Annotated in this window: 20 protein-coding genes and 1 pseudogene; 5 read left to right on the plus strand and 16 right to left on the minus strand. The window is 42.8% G+C overall.

Annotation, left to right across the window (positions count from 1 at the left end; all coding sequences use genetic code 11):
- Positions 1–228: 228 nt before the first annotated feature.
- Positions 229–1,038 carry a sulfite exporter TauE/SafE family protein gene (locus F0229_RS20360; RefSeq protein WP_171733565.1) on the minus strand — a complete coding sequence of 270 codons (810 nt, stop codon included), beginning with the start codon at positions 1,036–1,038 and terminating at the stop codon, positions 229–231.
- Positions 1,039–1,381: 343 nt separating this feature from the next.
- Between F0229_RS20360 and F0229_RS20365 the strand changes: the two genes are divergently transcribed.
- Both F0229_RS20365 and F0229_RS20370 read left to right on the plus strand, forming a co-directional pair.
- On the plus strand, positions 1,382–2,359 hold the full coding sequence (locus F0229_RS20365; protein WP_171733566.1) for a DUF1852 domain-containing protein: 978 nt from the start codon (positions 1,382–1,384) through the stop codon (positions 2,357–2,359).
- A gap of 45 nt (positions 2,360–2,404) precedes the next feature.
- Positions 2,405–3,433, plus strand: a complete 1,029-nt coding sequence (locus F0229_RS20370) for a methionine synthase (protein ID WP_123311188.1) — start codon at positions 2,405–2,407, stop codon at positions 3,431–3,433.
- Positions 3,434–3,529: 96 nt separating this feature from the next.
- On the opposite strand, the gene F0229_RS20375 is transcribed toward F0229_RS20370, so the two are convergent.
- The 12 genes from F0229_RS20375 to F0229_RS20430 form a co-directional block, all read right to left on the minus strand.
- Complete coding sequence (locus F0229_RS20375) at positions 3,530–4,012, minus strand: tetratricopeptide repeat protein (RefSeq protein WP_061025817.1); 483 nt, start codon at positions 4,010–4,012, stop codon at positions 3,530–3,532.
- A 27-nt stretch (positions 4,013–4,039) separates the two neighbouring features.
- Positions 4,040–4,591, minus strand: coding sequence for a class IV adenylate cyclase (gene cyaB / locus F0229_RS20380; protein ID WP_108111461.1), 552 nt, complete (start codon positions 4,589–4,591; stop codon positions 4,040–4,042).
- A gap of 89 nt (positions 4,592–4,680) precedes the next feature.
- Positions 4,681–5,073 (minus strand): hypothetical protein, encoded by a 393-nt coding sequence (locus F0229_RS20385; protein WP_102495804.1) that lies wholly within the window; start codon positions 5,071–5,073, stop codon positions 4,681–4,683.
- Positions 5,066–5,515, minus strand: a complete 450-nt coding sequence (locus F0229_RS20390; protein ID WP_171733567.1) for an N-acetyltransferase — start codon at positions 5,513–5,515, stop codon at positions 5,066–5,068. The genes F0229_RS20385 and F0229_RS20390 overlap by 8 nt, the downstream gene beginning before the upstream one ends.
- A 69-nt stretch (positions 5,516–5,584) precedes the next feature.
- Positions 5,585–6,085, minus strand: coding sequence for a hypothetical protein (locus tag F0229_RS20395; protein ID WP_102332143.1), 501 nt, complete (start codon positions 6,083–6,085; stop codon positions 5,585–5,587).
- A 61-nt stretch (positions 6,086–6,146) separates the two neighbouring features.
- On the minus strand, positions 6,147–6,587 hold the full coding sequence (locus tag F0229_RS20400; RefSeq protein WP_171733568.1) for a hypothetical protein: 441 nt from the start codon (positions 6,585–6,587) through the stop codon (positions 6,147–6,149).
- Positions 6,588–6,961: 374 nt separating this feature from the next.
- Positions 6,962–7,822, minus strand: a complete 861-nt coding sequence (locus F0229_RS20405; RefSeq protein WP_171733569.1) for an MBL fold metallo-hydrolase — start codon at positions 7,820–7,822, stop codon at positions 6,962–6,964.
- Between the two features lie 338 nt (positions 7,823–8,160).
- Positions 8,161–8,634, minus strand: a complete 474-nt coding sequence (locus F0229_RS20410; protein WP_010438444.1) for a response regulator — start codon at positions 8,632–8,634, stop codon at positions 8,161–8,163.
- Complete coding sequence (locus F0229_RS20415; protein ID WP_171733570.1) at positions 8,621–9,976, minus strand: ATP-binding protein; 1,356 nt, start codon at positions 9,974–9,976, stop codon at positions 8,621–8,623. The genes F0229_RS20410 and F0229_RS20415 overlap by 14 nt, the downstream gene beginning before the upstream one ends.
- 6 nt (positions 9,977–9,982) lie before the next feature.
- On the minus strand, positions 9,983–11,401 hold the full coding sequence (locus F0229_RS20420; protein ID WP_102332139.1) for a DASS family sodium-coupled anion symporter: 1,419 nt from the start codon (positions 11,399–11,401) through the stop codon (positions 9,983–9,985).
- A gap of 349 nt (positions 11,402–11,750) precedes the next feature.
- On the minus strand, positions 11,751–12,641 hold the full coding sequence (locus F0229_RS20425; RefSeq protein WP_102480845.1) for a hypothetical protein: 891 nt from the start codon (positions 12,639–12,641) through the stop codon (positions 11,751–11,753).
- Between the two features lie 254 nt (positions 12,642–12,895).
- Positions 12,896–13,372 (minus strand): DUF2059 domain-containing protein, encoded by a 477-nt coding sequence (locus F0229_RS20430; RefSeq protein WP_123284484.1) that lies wholly within the window; start codon positions 13,370–13,372, stop codon positions 12,896–12,898.
- 622 nt (positions 13,373–13,994) lie between these two features.
- On the opposite strand from F0229_RS20430, the gene F0229_RS20435 reads away from it, so the two are divergent.
- On the plus strand, positions 13,995–15,818 hold the full coding sequence (locus F0229_RS20435; protein ID WP_171733571.1) for a M4 family metallopeptidase: 1,824 nt from the start codon (positions 13,995–13,997) through the stop codon (positions 15,816–15,818).
- A 324-nt stretch (positions 15,819–16,142) separates the two neighbouring features.
- On the plus strand, positions 16,143–17,354 hold the full coding sequence (locus tag F0229_RS20440) for a DUF3103 domain-containing protein (RefSeq protein ID WP_171733572.1): 1,212 nt from the start codon (positions 16,143–16,145) through the stop codon (positions 17,352–17,354).
- A gap of 92 nt (positions 17,355–17,446) precedes the next feature.
- On the opposite strand, the gene F0229_RS20445 is transcribed toward F0229_RS20440, so the two are convergent.
- The gene (locus tag F0229_RS20445; protein ID WP_009846539.1) at positions 17,447–17,764 is read right to left on the minus strand and encodes a Dabb family protein; all 318 of its coding nucleotides are present in this window, start codon (positions 17,762–17,764) and stop codon (positions 17,447–17,449) included.
- Between the two features lie 214 nt (positions 17,765–17,978).
- On the minus strand, positions 17,979–18,218 hold the full coding sequence (locus F0229_RS20450) for a hypothetical protein (RefSeq protein ID WP_171733573.1): 240 nt from the start codon (positions 18,216–18,218) through the stop codon (positions 17,979–17,981).
- Between the two features lie 81 nt (positions 18,219–18,299).
- Between F0229_RS20450 and F0229_RS20455 the strand changes: the two are divergent.
- Positions 18,300–18,410 (plus strand): annotated as a pseudogene (locus F0229_RS20455) (LysR family transcriptional regulator); the annotation flags it as partial.
- A gap of 126 nt (positions 18,411–18,536) precedes the next feature.
- Here F0229_RS20455 and tnaA read toward each other — a convergent pair.
- Positions 18,537–20,009, minus strand: coding sequence for a tryptophanase (gene tnaA, locus F0229_RS20460; RefSeq protein ID WP_102394496.1), 1,473 nt, complete (start codon positions 20,007–20,009; stop codon positions 18,537–18,539).
- Positions 20,010–20,738: the final 729 nt, after the last annotated feature.

Raw genomic sequence — 20,738 nt, forward strand, 5'->3', positions numbered from 1 at the left:
TCACTATTGATGTAGGTAGTTTGTTTGGCGACGATTATCTGATCATAAATGAAGCCTTTTTTCTATCTAAATAAACAAGTTAGCTCTTAAGATCCTGTCTATGTAGTTGTATAAGCATAGACCGATAAACAAAAAAAGAGCAGTTATGAAACTGCCCCTTTCTAATTATTGGTGGTTGATCAATTTATTCGTTTTTGTTCTATATATTCACACTTGAACGGTCTTCAATTAACGAGCAACCATGCTTGCTGCGATAACCACCAGCAGTATTGAGAAGATTTTCTTAATCGTTGGAACCGGTAAATGGTTGGTGGCTTTTGCGCCTAACGGAGCCGTAAACCAAGACGTGCACACAATACCCAACAGCGCAGGCAGATAAACAAAGCCAGCAAAGCCATCTGATAGAGCAAAGTGGCTGCTGCCTGAACTGATGTAACCTATCGAGCCAAACAACGCGATCACAATGCCACAAGCCGAGGCACAACCGATGGCCTTTTTCATACCGACAGAGAAGAACGTTAATAGCGGAACCAGCAATGCTCCGCCACCAATACCTATCATGGCAGATAAGCCACCCGTAATGGTTGTCAGCACAGTGAGCACGCCTTTGTTCGGCAGTTTTCGTTCCTTAGGCGCATCATTTTTGCTGCTTAAGAACATCTTGATCGCAATCAGAACCACACTCACAGCAAACACAATACGAACGACTTTTTCCGGTAACAACGCCGCCATAAAACCACTAACCAATGCACCCAGAGCAACACCGAGCATGATCCAAGGCGCCAGATCCCAAGGCACGTTGCCATTCTTGTGGTGAGCGAGTGCAGAAGATGTGGAAGTGAACAGTATCGATGCCAACGAGGTAGCAATCGCAGCGACAACAACTTGGTCGGAAGGTAGAACTTCTAAATACAGTAAAATGCTGCTTAACACAGGAACAATGATCAGCCCTCCGCCAATACCTAACAAACCGGCTAGAAACCCAACACCACTGCCCAGTAACGCACAGTAGAAAATCAACAACAGCAATTCACTCATTTCATCCATCTCTTAATTAAATTAATCGTCTTAAATAACACACTATTAATGCGGTTATATTTCCATCAAGCTAATTAATATAACTGACACCGACTAAAATATTCAAACAGAATAGATCATGAATATTCCTCATGTTGAATGTGAAGTAATACCATTGTTAATGGTCAACCTATCAACGTATAAAAACCTTAAGCGATTAACTTTATACGACATTAATTCTACTAAGCATTAATTTCAGACAGCATAGCCTTCGATTCTTAATCCGGTCACAAGCAAAAAATAAAAGCCGTTTTAATACTAAAGACCGAGAGAATCAGAAAAAAAATTGGGATACCAAATCAGCATGAATAAAGAATTTAATTTTACGATTAAGAGCATTAGCCTCGACGAAAACTACCAGCCTGCAGACAGCACGCGTATCACTACCAACTTTGCTAACCTGGCTCGCGGTGACAGCCGTCAAGCGAACTTACGCAATGCACTACAAATGATCGATAACAGTTTCAACGCGTTAGCGCACTGGGATAACCCTAAGGGCGACCGCTACTCTGTTGAGCTTGAAATCATTTCTGTTGATATGGATATTGAAAGCAACGGCGAAGCATTCCCTTCAATTGAAGTGCTGAAAACCAATATTGTAGACCGTAAAACTAACGAGCGTATTGAAGGCATTATCGGAAATAACTTCTCTTCTTATGTTCGAGATTATGACTTTAGCGTACTTCTATTGGATCATAATAAAGGCCAAGATAAATTCAGCATTCCAGAAGATTTTGGTGACTTACACGGTAAGCTTTTTAAATATTTCGTTAACTCTGACGCTTACAAAAAGAACTTTAATAAACGACCTGTTATTTGCTTAAGCGTGTCAGATAATAAAACCTATTACCGCACTGAAAACCAACACCCAGTATTAGGTTTTGAATACCAACCGAATGAGTCTTCTTTAACTGAACAATATTTCAAAAAGATGGGCTTACAGGTTCGTTATTTCATGCCGCCTAACAGTGTTGCACCTTTGGCCTTCTATTTCTTTGGTGATCTGCTGAACGATTACTCTAACCTAGAGCTTATCAGCACCATCAGTACCATGGGTACGTTCCAGAAAATCTACCGACCTGAGATTTACAACGCGAACGCGGTTGCGGGTAACTGTTACCAACCAAACTTGAAAAACTTGGATCACTCGCTGACTCAAATCGTGTACGACCGTGAAGAACGAAGCCAGCTAGCTGTTGAACAAGGTAAATTCGCAGAAGAGAAGTTCATTAAGCCATACCAATCAGTTCTAGAGAACTGGTCGGCAAATTACGCACTTTAATCGTCTATTGCGCTCTCAAACCACCCAAGGATAGGCAATATTATTATGAAAACACTATTACCGACTTCAACAGCGGGCAGCTTGCCGAAACCGTCTTGGCTTGCACAACCAGAGACGCTTTGGTCGCCATGGAAACTTCAAGGCGCTGAACTCACAGATGGCAAACAAGATGCGCTGCGTGTCTCTCTGCACGAGCAGCAGCAAGCAGGCATTGATATTGTGAGTGACGGTGAGCAAACACGTCAGCACTTTGTAACGACCTTCATTGAACACTTGAATGGTGTTGATTTTGAAAAGCGTGAAACCGTTAAAATCCGCGACCGCTACGATGCGAGTGTACCGACGGTTGTAGGCCCAGTTTCTCGTCAGAAATCCGTGTTTGTCGAAGATGCTAAATTCTTACGTCAGCAAACCGACCAACCGATCAAATGGGCTCTGCCGGGGCCTATGACCATGATAGATACACTTTACGATGCGCATTACCAAAGCCGTGAAAAACTGGCGTGGGAATTTGCGAAGATCCTCAACGAAGAAGCGAAAGAGTTAGAAGCTGCAGGCGTTGATATTATTCAGTTCGATGAACCTGCGTTTAACGTGTTTTTTGATGAAGTGAATGATTGGGGCATCGCGTGCTTAGAAAGAGCCATTGAAGGGCTTAAGTGCGAAACAGCAGTGCATATTTGTTATGGCTACGGCATCAAAGCGAATACGGATTGGAAAAAAACGTTAGGCACCGAGTGGCGCCAATACGAAGAAGTGTTTCCTAAGCTGCAGCAATCGAATATCGATATTATCTCTTTAGAGTGTCACAACTCTCATGTACCCCTTGAGCTACTTGAACTGGTGCGAGGCAAGAAAGTGATGGTTGGTGCGATTGATGTAGCTACCGATTCGATTGAAACACCGGAAGAAGTGGCTAGCACTCTTAGAGAAACACTTAAGTACGTTGATGCCGATAAGCTCTACCCTTGCACCAACTGTGGCATGGCTCCCCTGCCTCGCGACATTGCTTCAGCGAAGCTTAATGCGCTAAGTGCTGGCGCAGAGATCGTTCGGAAAGAACTTTCAGCGTAACGCTTTCCTTAAGAACAAAAGCTATCCCCTGAAGCCTAAGTATCACATCGATGCTTAGGCTTTTTGTTATGTGAGTTAAGGAGCTTTACGCGCTGCTTACCAGGTTTTATCTAGGTCTTGAGCATATAAAGAGATCGCTCGTTGGTACTCTTTGATTGCTTCGCTATTCGTCGTGGAAACTAAAAGCTCAAGTAACAGCGATGTCGCCTCTTTATGGCGACCTAAATTGTACAAACACATTGCATAGAAAGGTTTCACTTCTATCGAGTCAGGATACTCAGCCATAGTCTGTTCGAAATAGCCTAAAGCCTCTGCATAAAGGCCAAGGCTTCGATAAGTACTCGCCAAGCCGAACAGTGCATCAAAACGCTCTACTGAAGAAAGCACGCCAGACAGAGACTGCACATAGTGATCAATCGCCTGTTGCTCTTTGCCTTGGTTGTCGTAAGACCACGCAATCTGTAAATGAGCTTTCGCCGCATAGTTTTCATCAGTGAGTAGCGCTGCCAGTAAGTCACGCGACTCTTGATACTTTTCTTCTTTTCGCAACTCGATGGCTTGTTTGATAATGGTGTCCATAACTCTCCCTTACGCTTAAGCGCTGTACTATGCGTTCATTTCCTCGAACATCTGTTTATAAGACTGAGTTTGTAGTGCCGATTGAGTCAACCCGAACTTACTGGCTAACAACTCAAGCTCACTTTTATACACAGACAACTTAGACTCATCGTCCGTCATGATAGCAAATTCGGCAAAATCACCAATACCCGCAAGAGAATCGACCGTGATATGGAACTCTCCAACAAAATAAATACTGCGAGTTTTCTGCGCTTTAAGAATCACTTCGTAACCCAGGTTCTCTAGCATACTCTTCGCATTCGACGCATCAGTGATGTTTGTCGCTTCACATCGATCAGACTCTGGGCCTTTTACGATCCATAGTTTGATGCCCGACGGCTCCATAGTACGAATACACAAGCTTTTGTTCTGAGCCTGTAAGCTTCTATCAGAGCTATCGAAATACCAATCACATTCCTGATTGTCTTGCAGCATTACTTCATGAGGTATTAGGTTCAACGTTTTCAAGAACTCAGACTTAGAGCTAAGTCGATACTTCAGCTCAACCTCATATTTGCCTTTGAAATGGTCGTTGGTCATGGATTAGCTCGATGCAAAAAAAGCGATACTAGCACACGAACCAAATCCGAAATACAAACTGGCGCACAACACAAACTAAAGCCGTGAAACTATGTTCGACACGCTAATACACGCTGCCATTCATCTTTATTCATTGCGCCTTTAGAAAGGTAAATATTGTGTTTCTGCATTGCACCTTTCGTGTATGAAAGTTTGATGAATGAGCCAATTTCAAACGGAAGAAAGCTGCGCTGTAAAGTCACATCACAAGCAACTCCATTTAAACGTACGTGACCGTTCGTGATTTCAAATGAGCTATCGCGAAGCTTCCACCACAACATTAGAATTCTTATTAGCGGGGGAACACAAATTATTAGCCCTATGGTTAGTAGCGATGAACGATCACCGTCTGATATCCAATAGACAAGACCTAATGCAATAACAATAAACAGTAACTCTGAAAATAAGTATTTAATAAAATTTAATTGGATACGGTTATCCATGACACCCTCTCAATGATGATCCTAAAAGCAACTCCATTTCAACAAGCCCTTTCACTTCAGACAACTTAGTAAAACCTTTTGATTGATAAAGCTTAATAGCGGGATTCTCACTGAACACGCGCAACACTAACTGAGTCGATGCTTGATTGTTCGCATGTTCAATAGCTAAATCGAGACACTTAGAGCCAAAACCTCGACCTTGATAGTCAGCTAATATCTGCAAGTCCCTAAGAAACGTTGTACCACTGGTGTAACTGAAGCGGATAACACCAATACGGCGATCCCCCACATAAATTTCATAGTTATCCAGCTCATCCCAGCTGCGTAAAAACTGACTATGACCCCAAGCGACGCCACGAGCTTGGTAGTAACTCGCCATATTCGTTTTAGTGATCGATTCAGCGAACATAGGATCTGAACCTTTGACCAACCTTACTTCCATATTGTGTCCTTTGTTTTCAAATCACATCTGAATACGGCATAGAAAAGTGCCACATATATTGAATCATTTTTAGGTACATTCTGGTTTCACTTCCTCCCATTGTGTATCCCATTCTTCGCCTAACAAATTAGAAAGTTTTTCACAGTCGTATAGATAGCGAAGACTATCTTTACAGTACGAAGTAAGTATTTCAGTTAGCTGAGCAGACGCTTTCTCGTTGTCTTTGAGTTTTCCGTACATCATCAAACCAGTCCTAAAGGTGTCTTGATCGAGGTCAGACGCTTGCTTCGATAACATCCCAAAGGAGATAGCGTTAATAGACAGGGTTAATGCAATCGCATCGCCTTCATCTCCCTCTAATTCACAAGCACTATAACGAGCTAACAAGTTCGATGTTTTAATTAATGGGGCAAGATCTTTTGTATTGGCATGTTTATAGGTTTCAAAACCTTGCCGCACCGCAGCTTTATGACTGTCTTTAATGCTCACAACATAGTCGGTCAAAACATGTAAGCTCGCATATGCGCCTAGCCCGAAAGCCACAATGAACACGGCGATTAATCTGATCACTTATCTCTCCTAAAAGAACCTTGTGCTGGTTAATTTTAAACGGCGTCTTGTAGTAACAACCCTACTTGCCATCGACCTTTTCTATAAACCAACTCCCTTGGCACGGGCCATTGGTTAAGTGCCATCGGCCGTCAAATCTACTGCTACTGCCATTTGCGGAAAAACGATAATCCCATTGGCGATGTTTAGCATATAAACGTAAGTCGCCGCTTTCCGTCACCCAGCCCTCTAACGGTGTTCCGTTGTAGGTAAGCCTTAGGGTTGCCTTGCCCTCACGAATGGTTCCGGTAATAGTTGTGCGTTCACACATATTATTGCCAGTGGTGTTAATGCGACGGCCTAGCCACTCACCGTCGAAATCGGTAGAAGGAACTAATTGGGGACTATCAGGAAGTTTAGGAAACAACTCGGAATTACTAGACCCGAACCACTGAAGAGCACGACCAACAAGGGAGAAGACAACAAAGCCGATTGACATCGCTATCACAAATCCCTTTTTCATTATCCTCTTCCTAATCAGATGACCTAAAGAAAAGAACCCTAACATAATGAAAAGTAATAACTTACTATCAATTTAATTAATTTTGATATATTCCACAAATTGCATTCAAATGTTGAATATAGAGAAAGCGGCATTGAACGAAAATGCCGCGCATTGAGAATCAATTGTGTGCAGTGCCGGAAGCTCTACATAGAAAAACCCTAACCTTCCAAGGCATTGCGCCAATACTGAACGGTTTTCTCCGACACCAAGCATGTCTCGCTCGCCGCTGATACTAGAAAGTCACATAAGCGAGCTGCGACCTCTTCATTCCCCAACAAGTATAAACTGCGAATGGCTCGCGTTGGCCGTATCTATACTTAAGCGAGCATCTACTATGAACTTTTCGATTTATTCCTCTGTTGTGCTTCACTGAGTTTCTCTTTCGCTAAGGCTTCTTGCTGGTCTAAAAAGCTAAAGAAGTTACTTTCGCTAATGAACGGGTTATTCAAACCATCGGCATTTTGCTTCTCACGATTAGCGAATAGATGATTCTTATGAGGATGGTTAGACAGATTCACACTCACCACAGGCGGCTGCAAAGCGATCTCTCGGACTCTGTCCATGCTCTCGAAGAACTGCTTCGCTAGCTTTGGATCTCGTGCGTTAATACTGTGACCGCCAACTACAAATGCGCGATGTGATGTGCCATTGTCTTTCACCATAAGATCTATTGAATAATCCCCTTCTGTGTGGCCGGGCGTAAGGTAGAACTTAAACTCGTCCTCACCGACAATAAGACTACTGCTATCTTGCACAAAGAAGTCTACCTTGGGCGGCAAAAAGGTATTCTTACCACTGCTTTTGTTAGCTTGAGCTACGGCTAACTCATAACCCTTTTGTGTCATCACGACCTTTGCATCATATTCAGACTGGAGAAATTGTGCTCCACCAACATGATCAGAATGGCCGTGAGTCACCAAAATATGAGTGATAGCCTTATCTTGTAACCCAAGCTTTTTTAGATTGATGGGTATCCACATCGAATAAGGGAAATCGAGTGTATCAATCAGAACTAATCCCTTTGCAGTCTCTACCGCATAAGACGACACCCATCTATCACCAACGTAATAAACGTTATCGAACATTTGGAACGGTTCAACATAGCCGTTTTTAATCGACATTTCCGGTACGTCTTTAGATGCCATTGCACTGGTCGAAACCAATAACAACAAAGCCAAAACCAATTTTTTCATTTTACTTCCTAGACTGATAACGACGCATAAGTTAGCTGCAACGTCCTAATTAAATTCACAGTTCTAACATACGACACTAGTGCTCTGCGACACATTTTAGCTCTGTAGTATGTTCAGGGAATCTTTCGTGAAGAAAGCACAACGCATCCGTTGGTGTTGGCGTAGCGTATGAGTTTTAGACTTAAGCCAGCAACCAGTGTGTTGATAACAGGGTACTAAAACCTGAACTACTAAAAGAGATAGGTAATATATGCACCGAAAGATTACATCTTTCAAAGACAAACTCCTTCAGAAAGCGTCCTTCGGTGCATATAATTTCAAGCGACTAACATAAGAGACTAACGCAAGCGTCTCAACACAACCTGCTGGTCAAGCTCATTCTGATAGTCCGTGTAATCAAGCCCTTGATCAAATATGTACTCAGTGACAAGAGTGCGAATGCACTCAACTAATGTGCTTGCTTGCCAAGGCTTTTCAAAGTAACGGTCGATGCCTGCTGCATTAATCGCATTGATGGTATCGGTATGAGTGGCCTGCCCTGTAAGAAGAATTTTCTTTGTATTCGGAAAGCGGCTGTCATGGAACACGTCAGTGAGTAACTCCACACCCGTTTTCCCTGGCATCACATGATCAGACACGATGACGGTAATGTGTTCGCCTTCTGCGTCAAGTTCATCAATGAGATCAAGCACTTCTTGTGCTGATTCACAATCTTCAATATTCAGCCAACTCGCCAGCGGCTCTAAATCTTGTACCACTGCGCTCAGTACTTCTCTCTGGTCATCGACACAGATTAAATTAAGCTTCTCCATGTTCACCCTCTACTGGTAACTTGATTCTAAATACAGTTTTAGAAGCATCACTTTTCACAATGATACTTCCGCCATAACCCGCCACAATCCGTTTAACGATTGATAAACCCAAGCCCAATCCAAACGATAAACCACCTTTTTTAGTGGTGAAGTTGGGCTGAAATACCTTTCTACGAGTCACCTCGTCTATCTCAGGGCCGTTATTCGTGATCGTAACTAATATTCTTTTCTTACTTAATCTGGTTTGAATTTCTATTGCGGCATCGTCTGAATTCGACATTGCATCACAAGCATTCTTTACAATGTTGACCCAAATCTGAACAAGTTCTGTTTTCGAGCCTTTAAAAGTCGGCAAATCTGCAGGGCTCAATCGCACAGAGACTCTACGTAACTCACTTTGTAACAACGATAAGGCATGGTTAATGGAGTCGTTAATATCAACCGCTTCTTCGGTGTCAATATCAACTCTGCCAAGTTGTTTAACCGATTTTACGATGCCAACGGTGTGTCTAGATGCCAAACGTAAATCATGTAAATCACAACCCATCTGCCAAAAACGAATCGCTTCTTCTGGGTTTTTCAGCCAATGTTTTGAAATAACGTCTGTTGCAGATAAAGCGTCAATTGGAATCGCCTTTGCAAGAGAGCGTGCAATGTTTTTGTCTAAACCATATTTTCTTTCAAATTGTCGCCCACGTGTTCGCGCCTCTGACGACGACGTTTTCTGACCATGCATTAACCCAAAATCGAAAAATTGACTGGCTTCTGGATGCACTTCTTCAAGCAGATCCATGATGACCGTTTCAAGTCGGCCAGATTTACTATTTACTACACCAATAGCGTTGTTAAGTTCATGAGCAATCCCTGCAGCTAATTGACCCAATGTCGTCATTTGCTCAGCAGTATGTAACTTCTCTAACGCTTTTTGTTTCGCTATCGCTTCTTGTGTTGCACGGCGTTGACGACGCGACAACTCGTTGACGATCACAGGTGTGAACTGTGCGGTAAGAGGGCCAAAGTTACGTTCATCTTCTGCAGGCGTGTCTTTATCGATCCACGCTAACTCAACATCGGTTTTAGCAACAACCGTTGAAGATGCTGTCCAATTACCTGAAAAGAAGCTATGAACGCCTATAAAAGCCCCACTACCCGCGCTAAATACTCGCACTTGCGGTGTATTCGCATCGGTATAAAACCCTTCCAGTTCTCCACTAAACACATAATATAAACGAGTGTTTAACGCTGATTGTTCAATAATGGTGTTACCGGCACAGCACGTCACCCGACGTTCTGTTTGGTTAAAATAGCGCTCGATAAGTGCTTCTAGCTTTTGTTGATACACGTATCGTTATCCTATGTGACCAATTGAATGTAGCACCCACACCATAACAAAACTCAGTAGCACACCAACCACACCCAAAATAATACCGATTCTGGCCATTTGATTACTTTGCACATGACCAGTGGCATGAGCCAACGCATTCGGTGGCGTACTGATTGGCAGCGACATACCTAATGAAGCGGCAAAAGTCACAACCAAAATTAACGTTAGCTCACCGCCTAGTGGCGTGAGTGAAGCCATAGACGAACCTAATGCCGCCATAATTGGCATTAACAAGTTAGCCGTTGCGGTATGAGACATAAAGTTTGCCATTACCAAACACAAGAACGCCGCTCCGAACAACACCACATAGGGTGAGTAGCTATCAAACGGAATACTGTGTACCACGAGCTTTGCTAAGCCAGTTTTATCGAGCGCTAAACCAAGCGCAATACCACCTGATACAAGCCACAATACGTCCCAAGAAATTTTCTTCAGGTCTTCTTTATTGATGATCCCTGTGAGTGAGAACACAGCGACAGGAATCAGAGCGACGGTGTAAGAGTTCATGCCATGGCTTGAACCCATTAACCAAAGAATGATGGTCAGCGCAAAAGTGACGTACACCGCAATGGCTTTAGGCGTTTTAAGGAATTTACCTTTGATGCTTAGCTCGATTTTCTTTTGGTCAGCTTTGTACATAAAGCCTATTAAAAACCACGCTAACGCCATCATAATCACAACAAACGGCACACCAAATGCCATCCATTCACCGAACGTAATGAGGTTATCGCCAACTAAATATTTAAGTGCGATAGCGTTCGGCGGGGTACCGATCGGGGTACCAATGCCACCGATGTTAGCGGCAACCGGGATACAAAGCGCAAACGCGACACGACCGGGGTCTTTCGGACCAAACACAGCCAGTACCGGCGTTAAAATAGAGAGCATCATTGCCGTTGTTGCCGTGTTAGACATAAACATCGAAAAGATACCAGTGATCAACATTAAGCCGAGCATCACAAACTTTGGGTCTTGTCCAAATGGCTTCAACAACACGCGAGCTAAGTTTACGTCTAATCGATATTTAGTGGCGGCCATTGCTAAGAAGAAACCACCCAAAAACAGCATGATGATTGGGCTAGCGAATGTCGCCATGATATCGCTGTATTTTAACAGCTCACCAAAATGTTCCTCCCCATGCTCAAACCTTAAAAAGATCAGCCCTTTATCCGACAACATCAATAATTGCAGAACGATAATAACAACAGACGTCGCGTAGATCGGGATGGGCTCGAACACCCAGCACAATGCCGCTAATAAAAAGATCGCGATAACGCGTTGTTGAATAATCGTAAGGCCTTCAAATGGAAACGCTGATAGCGGCATTACGAGGATAATGAAAGGAATTAAAATAGGGATAATGTATTTAATATAGGGGCGCATAGCACAAAAACTCTTCCTGAGATAACAACTACTTAGAAATTAGATTTACAGTTCTAATTTAGATCCGACAACGAATTATCGACCTCTTATCACTATCTCACTATCGGCTAGATCAATGATTACGTAATCGCGATATCCCCTTTTCCGTTTTTGTGCGCTACCTCTACGTTTGTATGTCATTTATTGTTGCAATTAAGTTCAGGAGCGTGGTTTCTACGTTTCTAGTCATGCCCACAAATTGAGGGCCACTTCTGATAAAAACGTTGAACAAGCTCACTGAGTTAGGTATGCCTGAAATTTGTCGTATCGACTAAGAACCCCACCAAACGGGGTAGCTCTATCTCTAAATTTATTGTTCTAACAAACTACACTGATACTCTGCGACACATTTTAGCTCTGCTGCATGCTCAGGGAATCGTTCGTGAAGAAAACACAATGCATCCGCTAGCGTTATCTGGTGTAAATTCGACGTATACCCAAAAACCAATCGGTGGACATTGTCATAGAGCTCATCTGAATTATCTGAGCTTTGACACTGCGCCAAGATAGCTTGATCAATCTCATCGTCAGGATCTTCCAATGGGCTATTGGCCTGTCGATAAAGATTAGAAAGCATTGCGTCATATTGCTCTTTCGACAGCTCTTCCTTACAACGCAATAACCACGTAAGCGTAATGAGATTGTGCCCAAAGAAGCCAAACTGTTTGAAGCATGCCCGTGATACCTTATCGAGATCTACGGCTTCGTTTGCATCAGTGCTTTGGTCGCCATCAGAACGGGTTGATGTGACAAATTCAGTGAAGCGGTTAAGGAATGCTGGAACTTGAGGCGGCTGTAACTCACGGTAAACACGATTCAGCGCCAATAAGATAGTCACATTGTGGGAAAGGTACTCGCTTGTTTGAGAAGCCTGCGAAACGTAATGCGAGAAGATGTCTTGAAAGCCCTGATTCTCATGCCACTGCATTAAAGCGGCATACGCCGCTGGGTATACCCCGTTTTCCAATATCCTGTGAATACGAAATTCTGAGAACTTGGGCGCTTTTAGCGTTGCAGAGTACTCGCCTAAAACTTCAATCTCGGTTTGGTCTATCAGCTCACTCGTTTTAAGCCACACATTGTCTGATTTAGCGACATACCCATTTAGATAATTCGCAGCCAAATAAGCTTTTAAAGAATGAGGTTGATGGATGCTGGCACTGCTATAAAGTGCCTTTTCCAATAGTTGGTCGCTTGTCATGTTTCCTCCGTGAAACCGAAGCTTAGAAATTAATAAATCATATTATACGGAGAGTGCATTTACCGTAATGCACAGTAGAGTGCCATGCATTACGATTCAACAAAAAGAGATTTATATCGGCGACTTAATTCGTCAGCTTACTCAAGAGCAATTTGGTTTTTACTTCATACGAGCAAATAGCCGATTAGAGGTCGTATTACGGGCTTCAGTTAACAGCTACTTCATACCGGGTCTAACTGCGTTCTAGAAATTAATCACTCGCTGCTGTGCTCTTCCATAAAAGGAGTCAGTTTTTCAACTAGCAAATGTTGCTTATTTTGAGCTTCAGCCATACCGATCTGCGCTCCAAGCTTTGCAAGCTCTGGCGACTGTTGAATAAGTTTCTTTCCAATAGGTGTACCATAAAACTCAATTATCTGTTTCATTTCTGACATCGTGAATTGTTTTGAATAAAGGTTCGCTATTTCAGTTCGCATTTTTACTCGATCAATATCGTTGTCAAACCAGTCCCTGTAAATCCCTTTAAGCTCTTCTGTCTCTTGAGCATTCAGCTTGAGTTTATCAGCTAACTGGTTAACGATTGGTAACATAGCCTCAAAGCCACCTAACATTTGCTTATCAACTTCCATTACAGTCAACAACTCTTGAGCCGTTTCAAACTCTACTGTTTCATTGGCTTGAGCAACTGAAAAAATTGAAATCGATAAAAATAAACTAACTACCTTAAACATTGGATTTCCTTTGATTTTGCAGAACCTAATTCTGTATAATTATTATTAGTTATTGGAATAAATGAAACATTATCCATTATTACCAGTAAAAATGTTACTCCAATTAGCATTTATAACAAGGGTTTATGCAAAAATAGGTTGAATTTGCAAATCAAATCAAATCAAATCAAATCAAATCAAATCAAATCAAATCAAAGGTTACCCTACCAACGCAAGGATTAATTACAAATAAGTCATTTAATTTTTCGATGCATATTTTAATTACTATATTAACAATAATAATGGCCACAAGTATTATTGTTAGCAATGCAATTAATAAAACCTGTTCAACAGGTTGAAAACCACATCAACACGATTAAAACAATTTAATCTCTAATAACACCTTTCACTTCATATAATTACCATTAAAATAGGAACACCAACATTAAAAACAATTAAATCAATAATTATTTTTGTAAACTTTGTATTACATACTCTAAAATTCAATCTCCATAAAAAACTTGTCATAAGCTGAAATGCTCTTCCAATCTTGATTCGCAACACATGGCATTAACGTGTTGCATATAGACTTCCTATAAAGCCGTTGGGAAGAAGGAGTTTATATTAAAATCAGGAACGAATAATGAACCAACAACGTCAACTAAGCTGGAAAATAGCAGCTATTCTAGGTACGTCTTTCGGCTTTACTGCACACGCTGCAGAAATGGTCAGAGTCGATAACGATGCATTACTACAACAAAGCCTCGTCGCGCAGTCGAAGAGTGTTGCCCCACTAGAATTAGGTTTTTCTGAAGTTAAACGGGTGGTATTGCCCAATGGGAAAACAAAAGTCCGCTATCAACAAACTCACTTAGGTTTACCCGTCTTTGATACCTCCGTTGTCGCCACCCTTTCTAAGAACCAACCCACTCAGGTATTCGGTTCAATGGCAAAAGGGATCAGTGGAGACCTATCCAGCATCGCGCCAAAGCTGAATCAGGAACAAGCGATTGAAACTGCTATCTCCTCTCACCGCACGTTTACTGTCGGCAAAAAGTCGATTGAAAACAAAAATGCAAAACTCATGGTGAGATTAGACGAGAACCAAACCGCGCAAATGGTGTATCTGGTCGATTTCTTTATCGCTTCCTCTTATCCAGAGCGCCCTTTTTACTTTATTGATGCCATGACTGGCGAAGTAATCCAAAAATGGAATGGTTTAAACCATGCTAAATCGTCTGGTACTGGCCCCGGTGGTAACCTTAAAACCACTCGATATGAATATGGCAGTGACTTCCCTAGCTTTCCCATCGACAAAACAGGCACGACGTGTAAGTTAGAAAACGATTCAGTTAAAACGGTCAACTTGAACCACGGAACATCTGGCAGTGCAGCCTACAGCTACAACTGTGCCGATGGAACCAACTACACCGATCATAAATACATTAACGGTGCTTACTCGCCTCTTAACGATGCGCACTATTTTGGTAATGTCGTGTTTGATATGTACAAAGAGTGGATGAACACTTCGCCGTTAACCTTTCAGTTGACCATGCGTGTTCACTACAGCTCGAATTACGAGAATGCGTTTTGGAACGGCTCATCAATGACTTTTGGTGACGGTAAAAACACCTTTTACCCATTGGTCGATATCAACGTAAGTGCCCACGAGGTTAGCCACGGATTCACCGAGCAAAACTCCGGCCTTGTGTACCAAAACATGTCGGGCGGTATCAATGAAGCCTTCTCTGATATTGCGGGCGAAGCGGCTGAATACTACTTACGTGGCAGTGTGGATTGGGTGGTCGGAAGCGATATATTCAAATCAGAAGGCGGCTTGCGTTACTTTGATCAACCTTCAAAAGATGGTCGTTCGATTGATCACGCCTCGCAATACTACGATGGCTTGAACGTTCACTTATCTAGCGGTGTTTATAACCGCGCCTTTTACCTTTTAGCGAACAAGTCTGGCTGGGATGTGCGTAAAGGTTTTGAGATATTCACGGTTGCCAACCAGTTGTATTGGACGGCAAACAGTACCTTTGACGCCGGTGCTTGTGGCGTAGCGAAAGCCGCAGCAGACATGGGCTATGTGGTTGCCGATGTTGAAGATGCTTTTAATACCGTAGGCGTGAATGCGAGTTGTGGTTCAACGCCACCAACTGGCAATGTGCTGACGAAAGGCACACCGATTGCGAACCTAAGCGGGAATCAATCTTCAGAGAGCTTCTACACGTTCACTGTGGATTCTGCATCAAGCGTGACGGTTTCAATGTCTGGTGGTTCAGGTGATGCCGACCTTTACGTGAAATCAGGCAGCAAGCCAACGACATCGAGTTACGATTGTCGCCCTTATCGCGCTGGAAACAATGAGCAGTGCAGTGTGAGCGCGCAACCGGGCGTGACCTATCATGTGTTACTGCGCGGATACTCGAACTACTCTGGCCTAACGTTGCGTTTAGATTGAGTTAGAGCGAGCCTCTCAAACAAGTTGTAAATCGAGAACTAGCGGTTAACCGCGAAATAAAAACCTACTCACTTTGAGTAGGTTTTTTTATGACACACCGTAGTAGCTAATAATATTGTAAGTTATTTACTGATACGTTTATTAATTTATAAATATCAAGGTTGCTTAGGTATTATTTTATAAAAACAGTTTAAATTGAGATCCTGTGCTGCACAACGAAACAAAAATAACTGACTAACTTTTGAACACATTCACGTTACTGATAGGTTAATCCTTATAGGGCAAATGCTCTATTAATGATAAAAATTAAAATAAGGATTATTTATGAGACCATCTTTTCCTATCAGTATGGTGCTTGCAACGACAGTGGTTGGCTTCCAGTCTTTTGCGCAAAATATTGAGACAACGGATTCATTAGGTATTGCAGAAAGTAGCGCAGCGCAAAAGCAATCTTTGGCGTTACAAATCAGCGAGCGTTATTCCGATCTTGAGCTTTCATTGAAGGCTCAGATCTCAGAAAAGAACTTATCCGCGTCTGTAGATAAATTGAGCTCTACTCAGCCCTACTCTGCATTTTCAAACCGGATGCAGAAAGCGGATCTTGGTTATCGCAAGATGAAAGGGATCAACGACTTCAGCGACTCTGTGTTAGAGGTTCGCATGGCTGATGAAGCGATGATCGAAGCTTGGAAGAATGGTGAAAACCCGCTGTTTGCATTTGAACCATCAGGCGATGATTCGAATTGGCAATATATTGAAGCGTATGACGTGTACGGACAGGTTCATGAACTAGATGTGTACCAAATGCCAGACGTCCCAGTGTTTGTGGTTGATAGTAACGGTGCTGAAGAGCTCAAAGCCGGCTTAATGGCAATGCAGGCAGAGATGCAAAAGCTGGGTACTACAACGCAAATCAATGCCGTTAGCGATACCAATGCCGACGAGAGTAAACCTCAAAAATCGTCTTTGATGAACAGGGCACGTCGCTCGATGGCCTTGTCGGAACCTGAGCCGTTGAATACCACACAATTAACCAAAATCCGTTTAGCCGTCGACCAAGAACCTTGGATCTCTGGTAAAGCGGAAATCTACGCTATCGTGACGGGTGTCGATTCAAGTCGTTTAGAGCCCCAAATCGACCTCGTTGAGATGCCTTATCTGGACTACGACAAACAGACGTACTACCCGAACCAGACCGTCATCTTCTGGCCTCGCTACCGTTGGGGCGCTGCAGACATGATCTTAATGGAACACGATGATGGCACAGACTACAAAGCGCTAGCAAAACTCTTGGTTCAAGCCGCAGAAGAGATACTGAAGATGATTCCTGATCCAGAAGTTCAAGGTTATGCGATCATCCCTCAGATCACAGGCAAGATTATCGATGTAATTCCTGATGGTATATTAGTGAATGATGATGACTTCGTGGATGTGTACTACACCTTAATGCAGAACACACCTTATGTAGACCGTCCGGGCGCAGGCGGGAATGCTGTCGCATCGTTTGCACCAGTCACTATTTCGCCAACAGAGTAAGTCGTTTCTTATTTAGTTAGGGCTTAATCTCTAGGCCCTAACTCTTCATTATCGAAGGTAAGTCAAACACAAGAGACCTACTCAGAACCTAATTACAGGGAGTAATCAAACACAATGATGTCTTCTAAAAGCGGACGAAACACATCTTTCAGCGCATCATGCTCAGGGTGCGGAAGGTAATTCTGGCGGCCTTCTTCATCGGCGAACGTCATTAACACCGAGTGGGTATAACCTTGATTCTTGTTTTCAGGGCTGTCATTTAATCCCCATTCTACTGAAGTGACCCCTTCAACCTTGTTTGGCATCGCTTCAAACAGCATCTTTAGTTTTTGAACCTCTGAAGCCTCAGCGTTTTCTTTAAACTTAATCAGTAGAATATGACGAATCATTCCCGTTTCTTTTTGAGTCATTCCTTGTCCTTTCGAGGCGTTCGCTTACTGGTTTGTAATGCTTAACCAACACCCAATAGCGATCTAAATTAGAGAACAACAAAATGCCACACGTTACACAACATGCCAAGGCTAGATCGCTAGAGTTTATAAAATACTCCACAACCCAATAACGAAAAATGCTGCACCCGAGGGCGCAGCATTTCTCATGACAATGGTAAGCACATCTTTAACGTTAATCACGACGACCTGTAAGCTGGATCGTTTGGTCTTGATCTACGTTCTTTTGGAATTGGATTCCGCCGTTAGACGCTTCATTTCTTCTTTCCAGTGTTAAGTCAGATTCAACACGCTCAGCCTTTACTTGATTACCTTCGCTTCTTGTCATGTCGATAGTCCCTGTATACGTACCGTCGGCAGCAAAAGCCGTGTTCATAGATAAAGCCATCAATCCAAGTGCGATTAACTTGTTCATACATCACCTCATTGTATTTTTAATTCTTTGTTCGTTTGGTATCTGTGCTTTTGTTGGGGTAACTTTAACAATCGAACATGAACCATAGATGTGGGCTATGTGATGAGCTGCCGCCGCTCGCAAAAAGACGCACCTTTGAATCAGTGGTTATTCCAAATGTTGAAATCTACCCTGAAAAACAAACAAGCGTAGTTCAGCTTTTAACGGGTTAACTACTTAAAGGCTTAACTGCCTAACTCCTCTACCATCCAAAAAAGAAAAGGCTCCCGAGGGAGCCTTTGATTATGTTTCTAGTGACTATTCGCTTATGTTTTTATTTTAAAATGCTTCTTCGAGCGTTTGTTCGTTCTTTTTTTCTGTTTGTTTCTCGCTGGTCTCTACCTCTTTCAAGCGCGCAGTGAAGTGTCTTAACACCGGCGGCTCGTAGGTAAAATCGAGCCCTTTCACTTGTCCTGCATTCTCTTTCACTTTTTCGAATGCTTCGATAATGAAGTCCATGTGTGTTTGTGTGTAGGTCGCGCGAGGAATGGTAAGGCGCAACAACTCAGCAGGACATGGGTGTTGTTCACCTGTTGCTGGGTCGCGTCCTTGCAGCAAAGACCCAATCTCAACCGCTCTGATACCCGCGACTTTATAGAGTTCGCACGCCAAAGCATGTGCGGGAAACTGACCAGCCGGGATATGAGGCAGCAATTTACCCGCATCGACAAACGCAGCATGACCGCCTGCTTGCTGGCACACGATGCCCATCGCTTCTAAGCCATCAACAAGGTATTGAACCTGGCCAATACGGTACTCTAACCAATCTTGGCGCATGCCGTCATAAAGGCCAACCGCAAGACGCTCCATCGCGCCACCTTCTAAGCCACCATAGGTTGGGAAGCCCTCTTGCACCACACACAAGGTTCGACACTCTGTGTACACATCCATGAAAGCGTCGTCTTTAAAGCACAACAAGCCGCCCATTTGTACCATGGCATCTTTCTTGGCAGACATAGCTAAACCATCCGCGTATTTGTAAGACTCACGCGTGATCTGTTCGATTGTCCAATCCTGATAACCCGCTTCACGTTGTTGAATGAAGTAGGCATTTTCTGCGTAGCGTGCCGAGTCCATGATAACAGGAATATCGTACTTCTGAGCGATTTCATACACGGCTTTTAGATTGGCGATAGACACTGGCTGTCCACCAGCAGAGTTACAAGTAATGGTGCTCACAATGTAGGGAACATTGGCTGCGCCCGCTTCTAAGATCGCTTCTTCCAGCTTCACCACATCGAAGTTGCCTTTGAAATCCGCGTTCACTGAGGTATCGAACGCTTCTTTGGTATAAACGTTCTTCGCCACACAGCAATTCACTTGGGTGTGGCCTTGTGTTGTATCGAAGAAGTAGTTCGACAAGGCGACCATTTTGCTGCGATCGAGCCCTTTCTCCATTTCACGCTTCTTAATAAGAACCGGAATGTAGATCTGCTCTGCACCGCGTCCTTGGTGTGTTGGAATCGTCAACTCGTAACCGAAGATATCCTTAACCGCATTCGACAATGCGTAGTAACTGCGGCTACCACTGTAAGCTTCATCACCCATTAGCATCGCGGCTTGCATACGCTGAGTGATAGATCCTGTTCCGCTGTCTGTCAGTAAGTCGATAAACACATCATCACTGTCGAGCAAAAATGGGTTCATGCCCGCGTCGACAATGGCTTGTTCACGATAGGCGCGAGTTGTTCTTTTTACTGGCTCTACAACACGAATACGAAACGGTTCTGGTAGATGTTTGAAGTTTTCCATAATAATACCTTTCAATACATTCCGATCAGGTCGAAATGTATTTTCTTTAGATGTCACGAGTCCTCACTATTAAATTAATAGTTCCGTATAAAGATACACAGAAAATTAACAGTGAAAATAAACAAATTAAATAATGACTTATTAATCAAACCTAAACAGAGGCTAAGATAATTAGCGAGAACGACAAAAAACGAATACCCTACACGGAATAATAAGTGCGACATTCATACGTTCAAAGGTTATCAAAGCTGCTGATAGGTAAACAAAGCTCGCTGCTTTGCTGGCGCGTGACGCCTAGAGGGTACTACTCTGAAGAAAGGTGGAACGAGAGTTGGTGATCTAAGGTATACCAAGCTAACAAGGTTAGCCAAGTTGTTGATTGCCATTTCAGATACATGTTCACAATATATCCCTACGTTGAAATCAAGATGATCCGAAGTTTAAATATAGTGCAATTGTTTTATAAATACAGCTTAAAAAAGTATAAATGTGATCAATATTTAGAATGATGATTAAATACGATAGCGTGTTATATAAAATGTGAATCACAGCTGTTTATATACTATTAAACTAGTTCAGCGAGAACCTTAATAATATCAAATCTCTTTTGAAATCAACACCTCTCTAACAAGGGGCGAAGATAGCTGTTTTCTAAAAAAGCCATCATCTAATAAAGCCAAGATCCAAAACTCGCCGATCTAGAAAAGATAAATTCTGATGAGGCTCAAA

Origin of the sequence: Vibrio sp. AIC-3 (genome assembly GCF_013114515.1) — a bacterium.
GTDB classification, from domain to species: Bacteria; Pseudomonadota; Gammaproteobacteria; order Enterobacterales; family Vibrionaceae; genus Vibrio; species Vibrio crassostreae_C.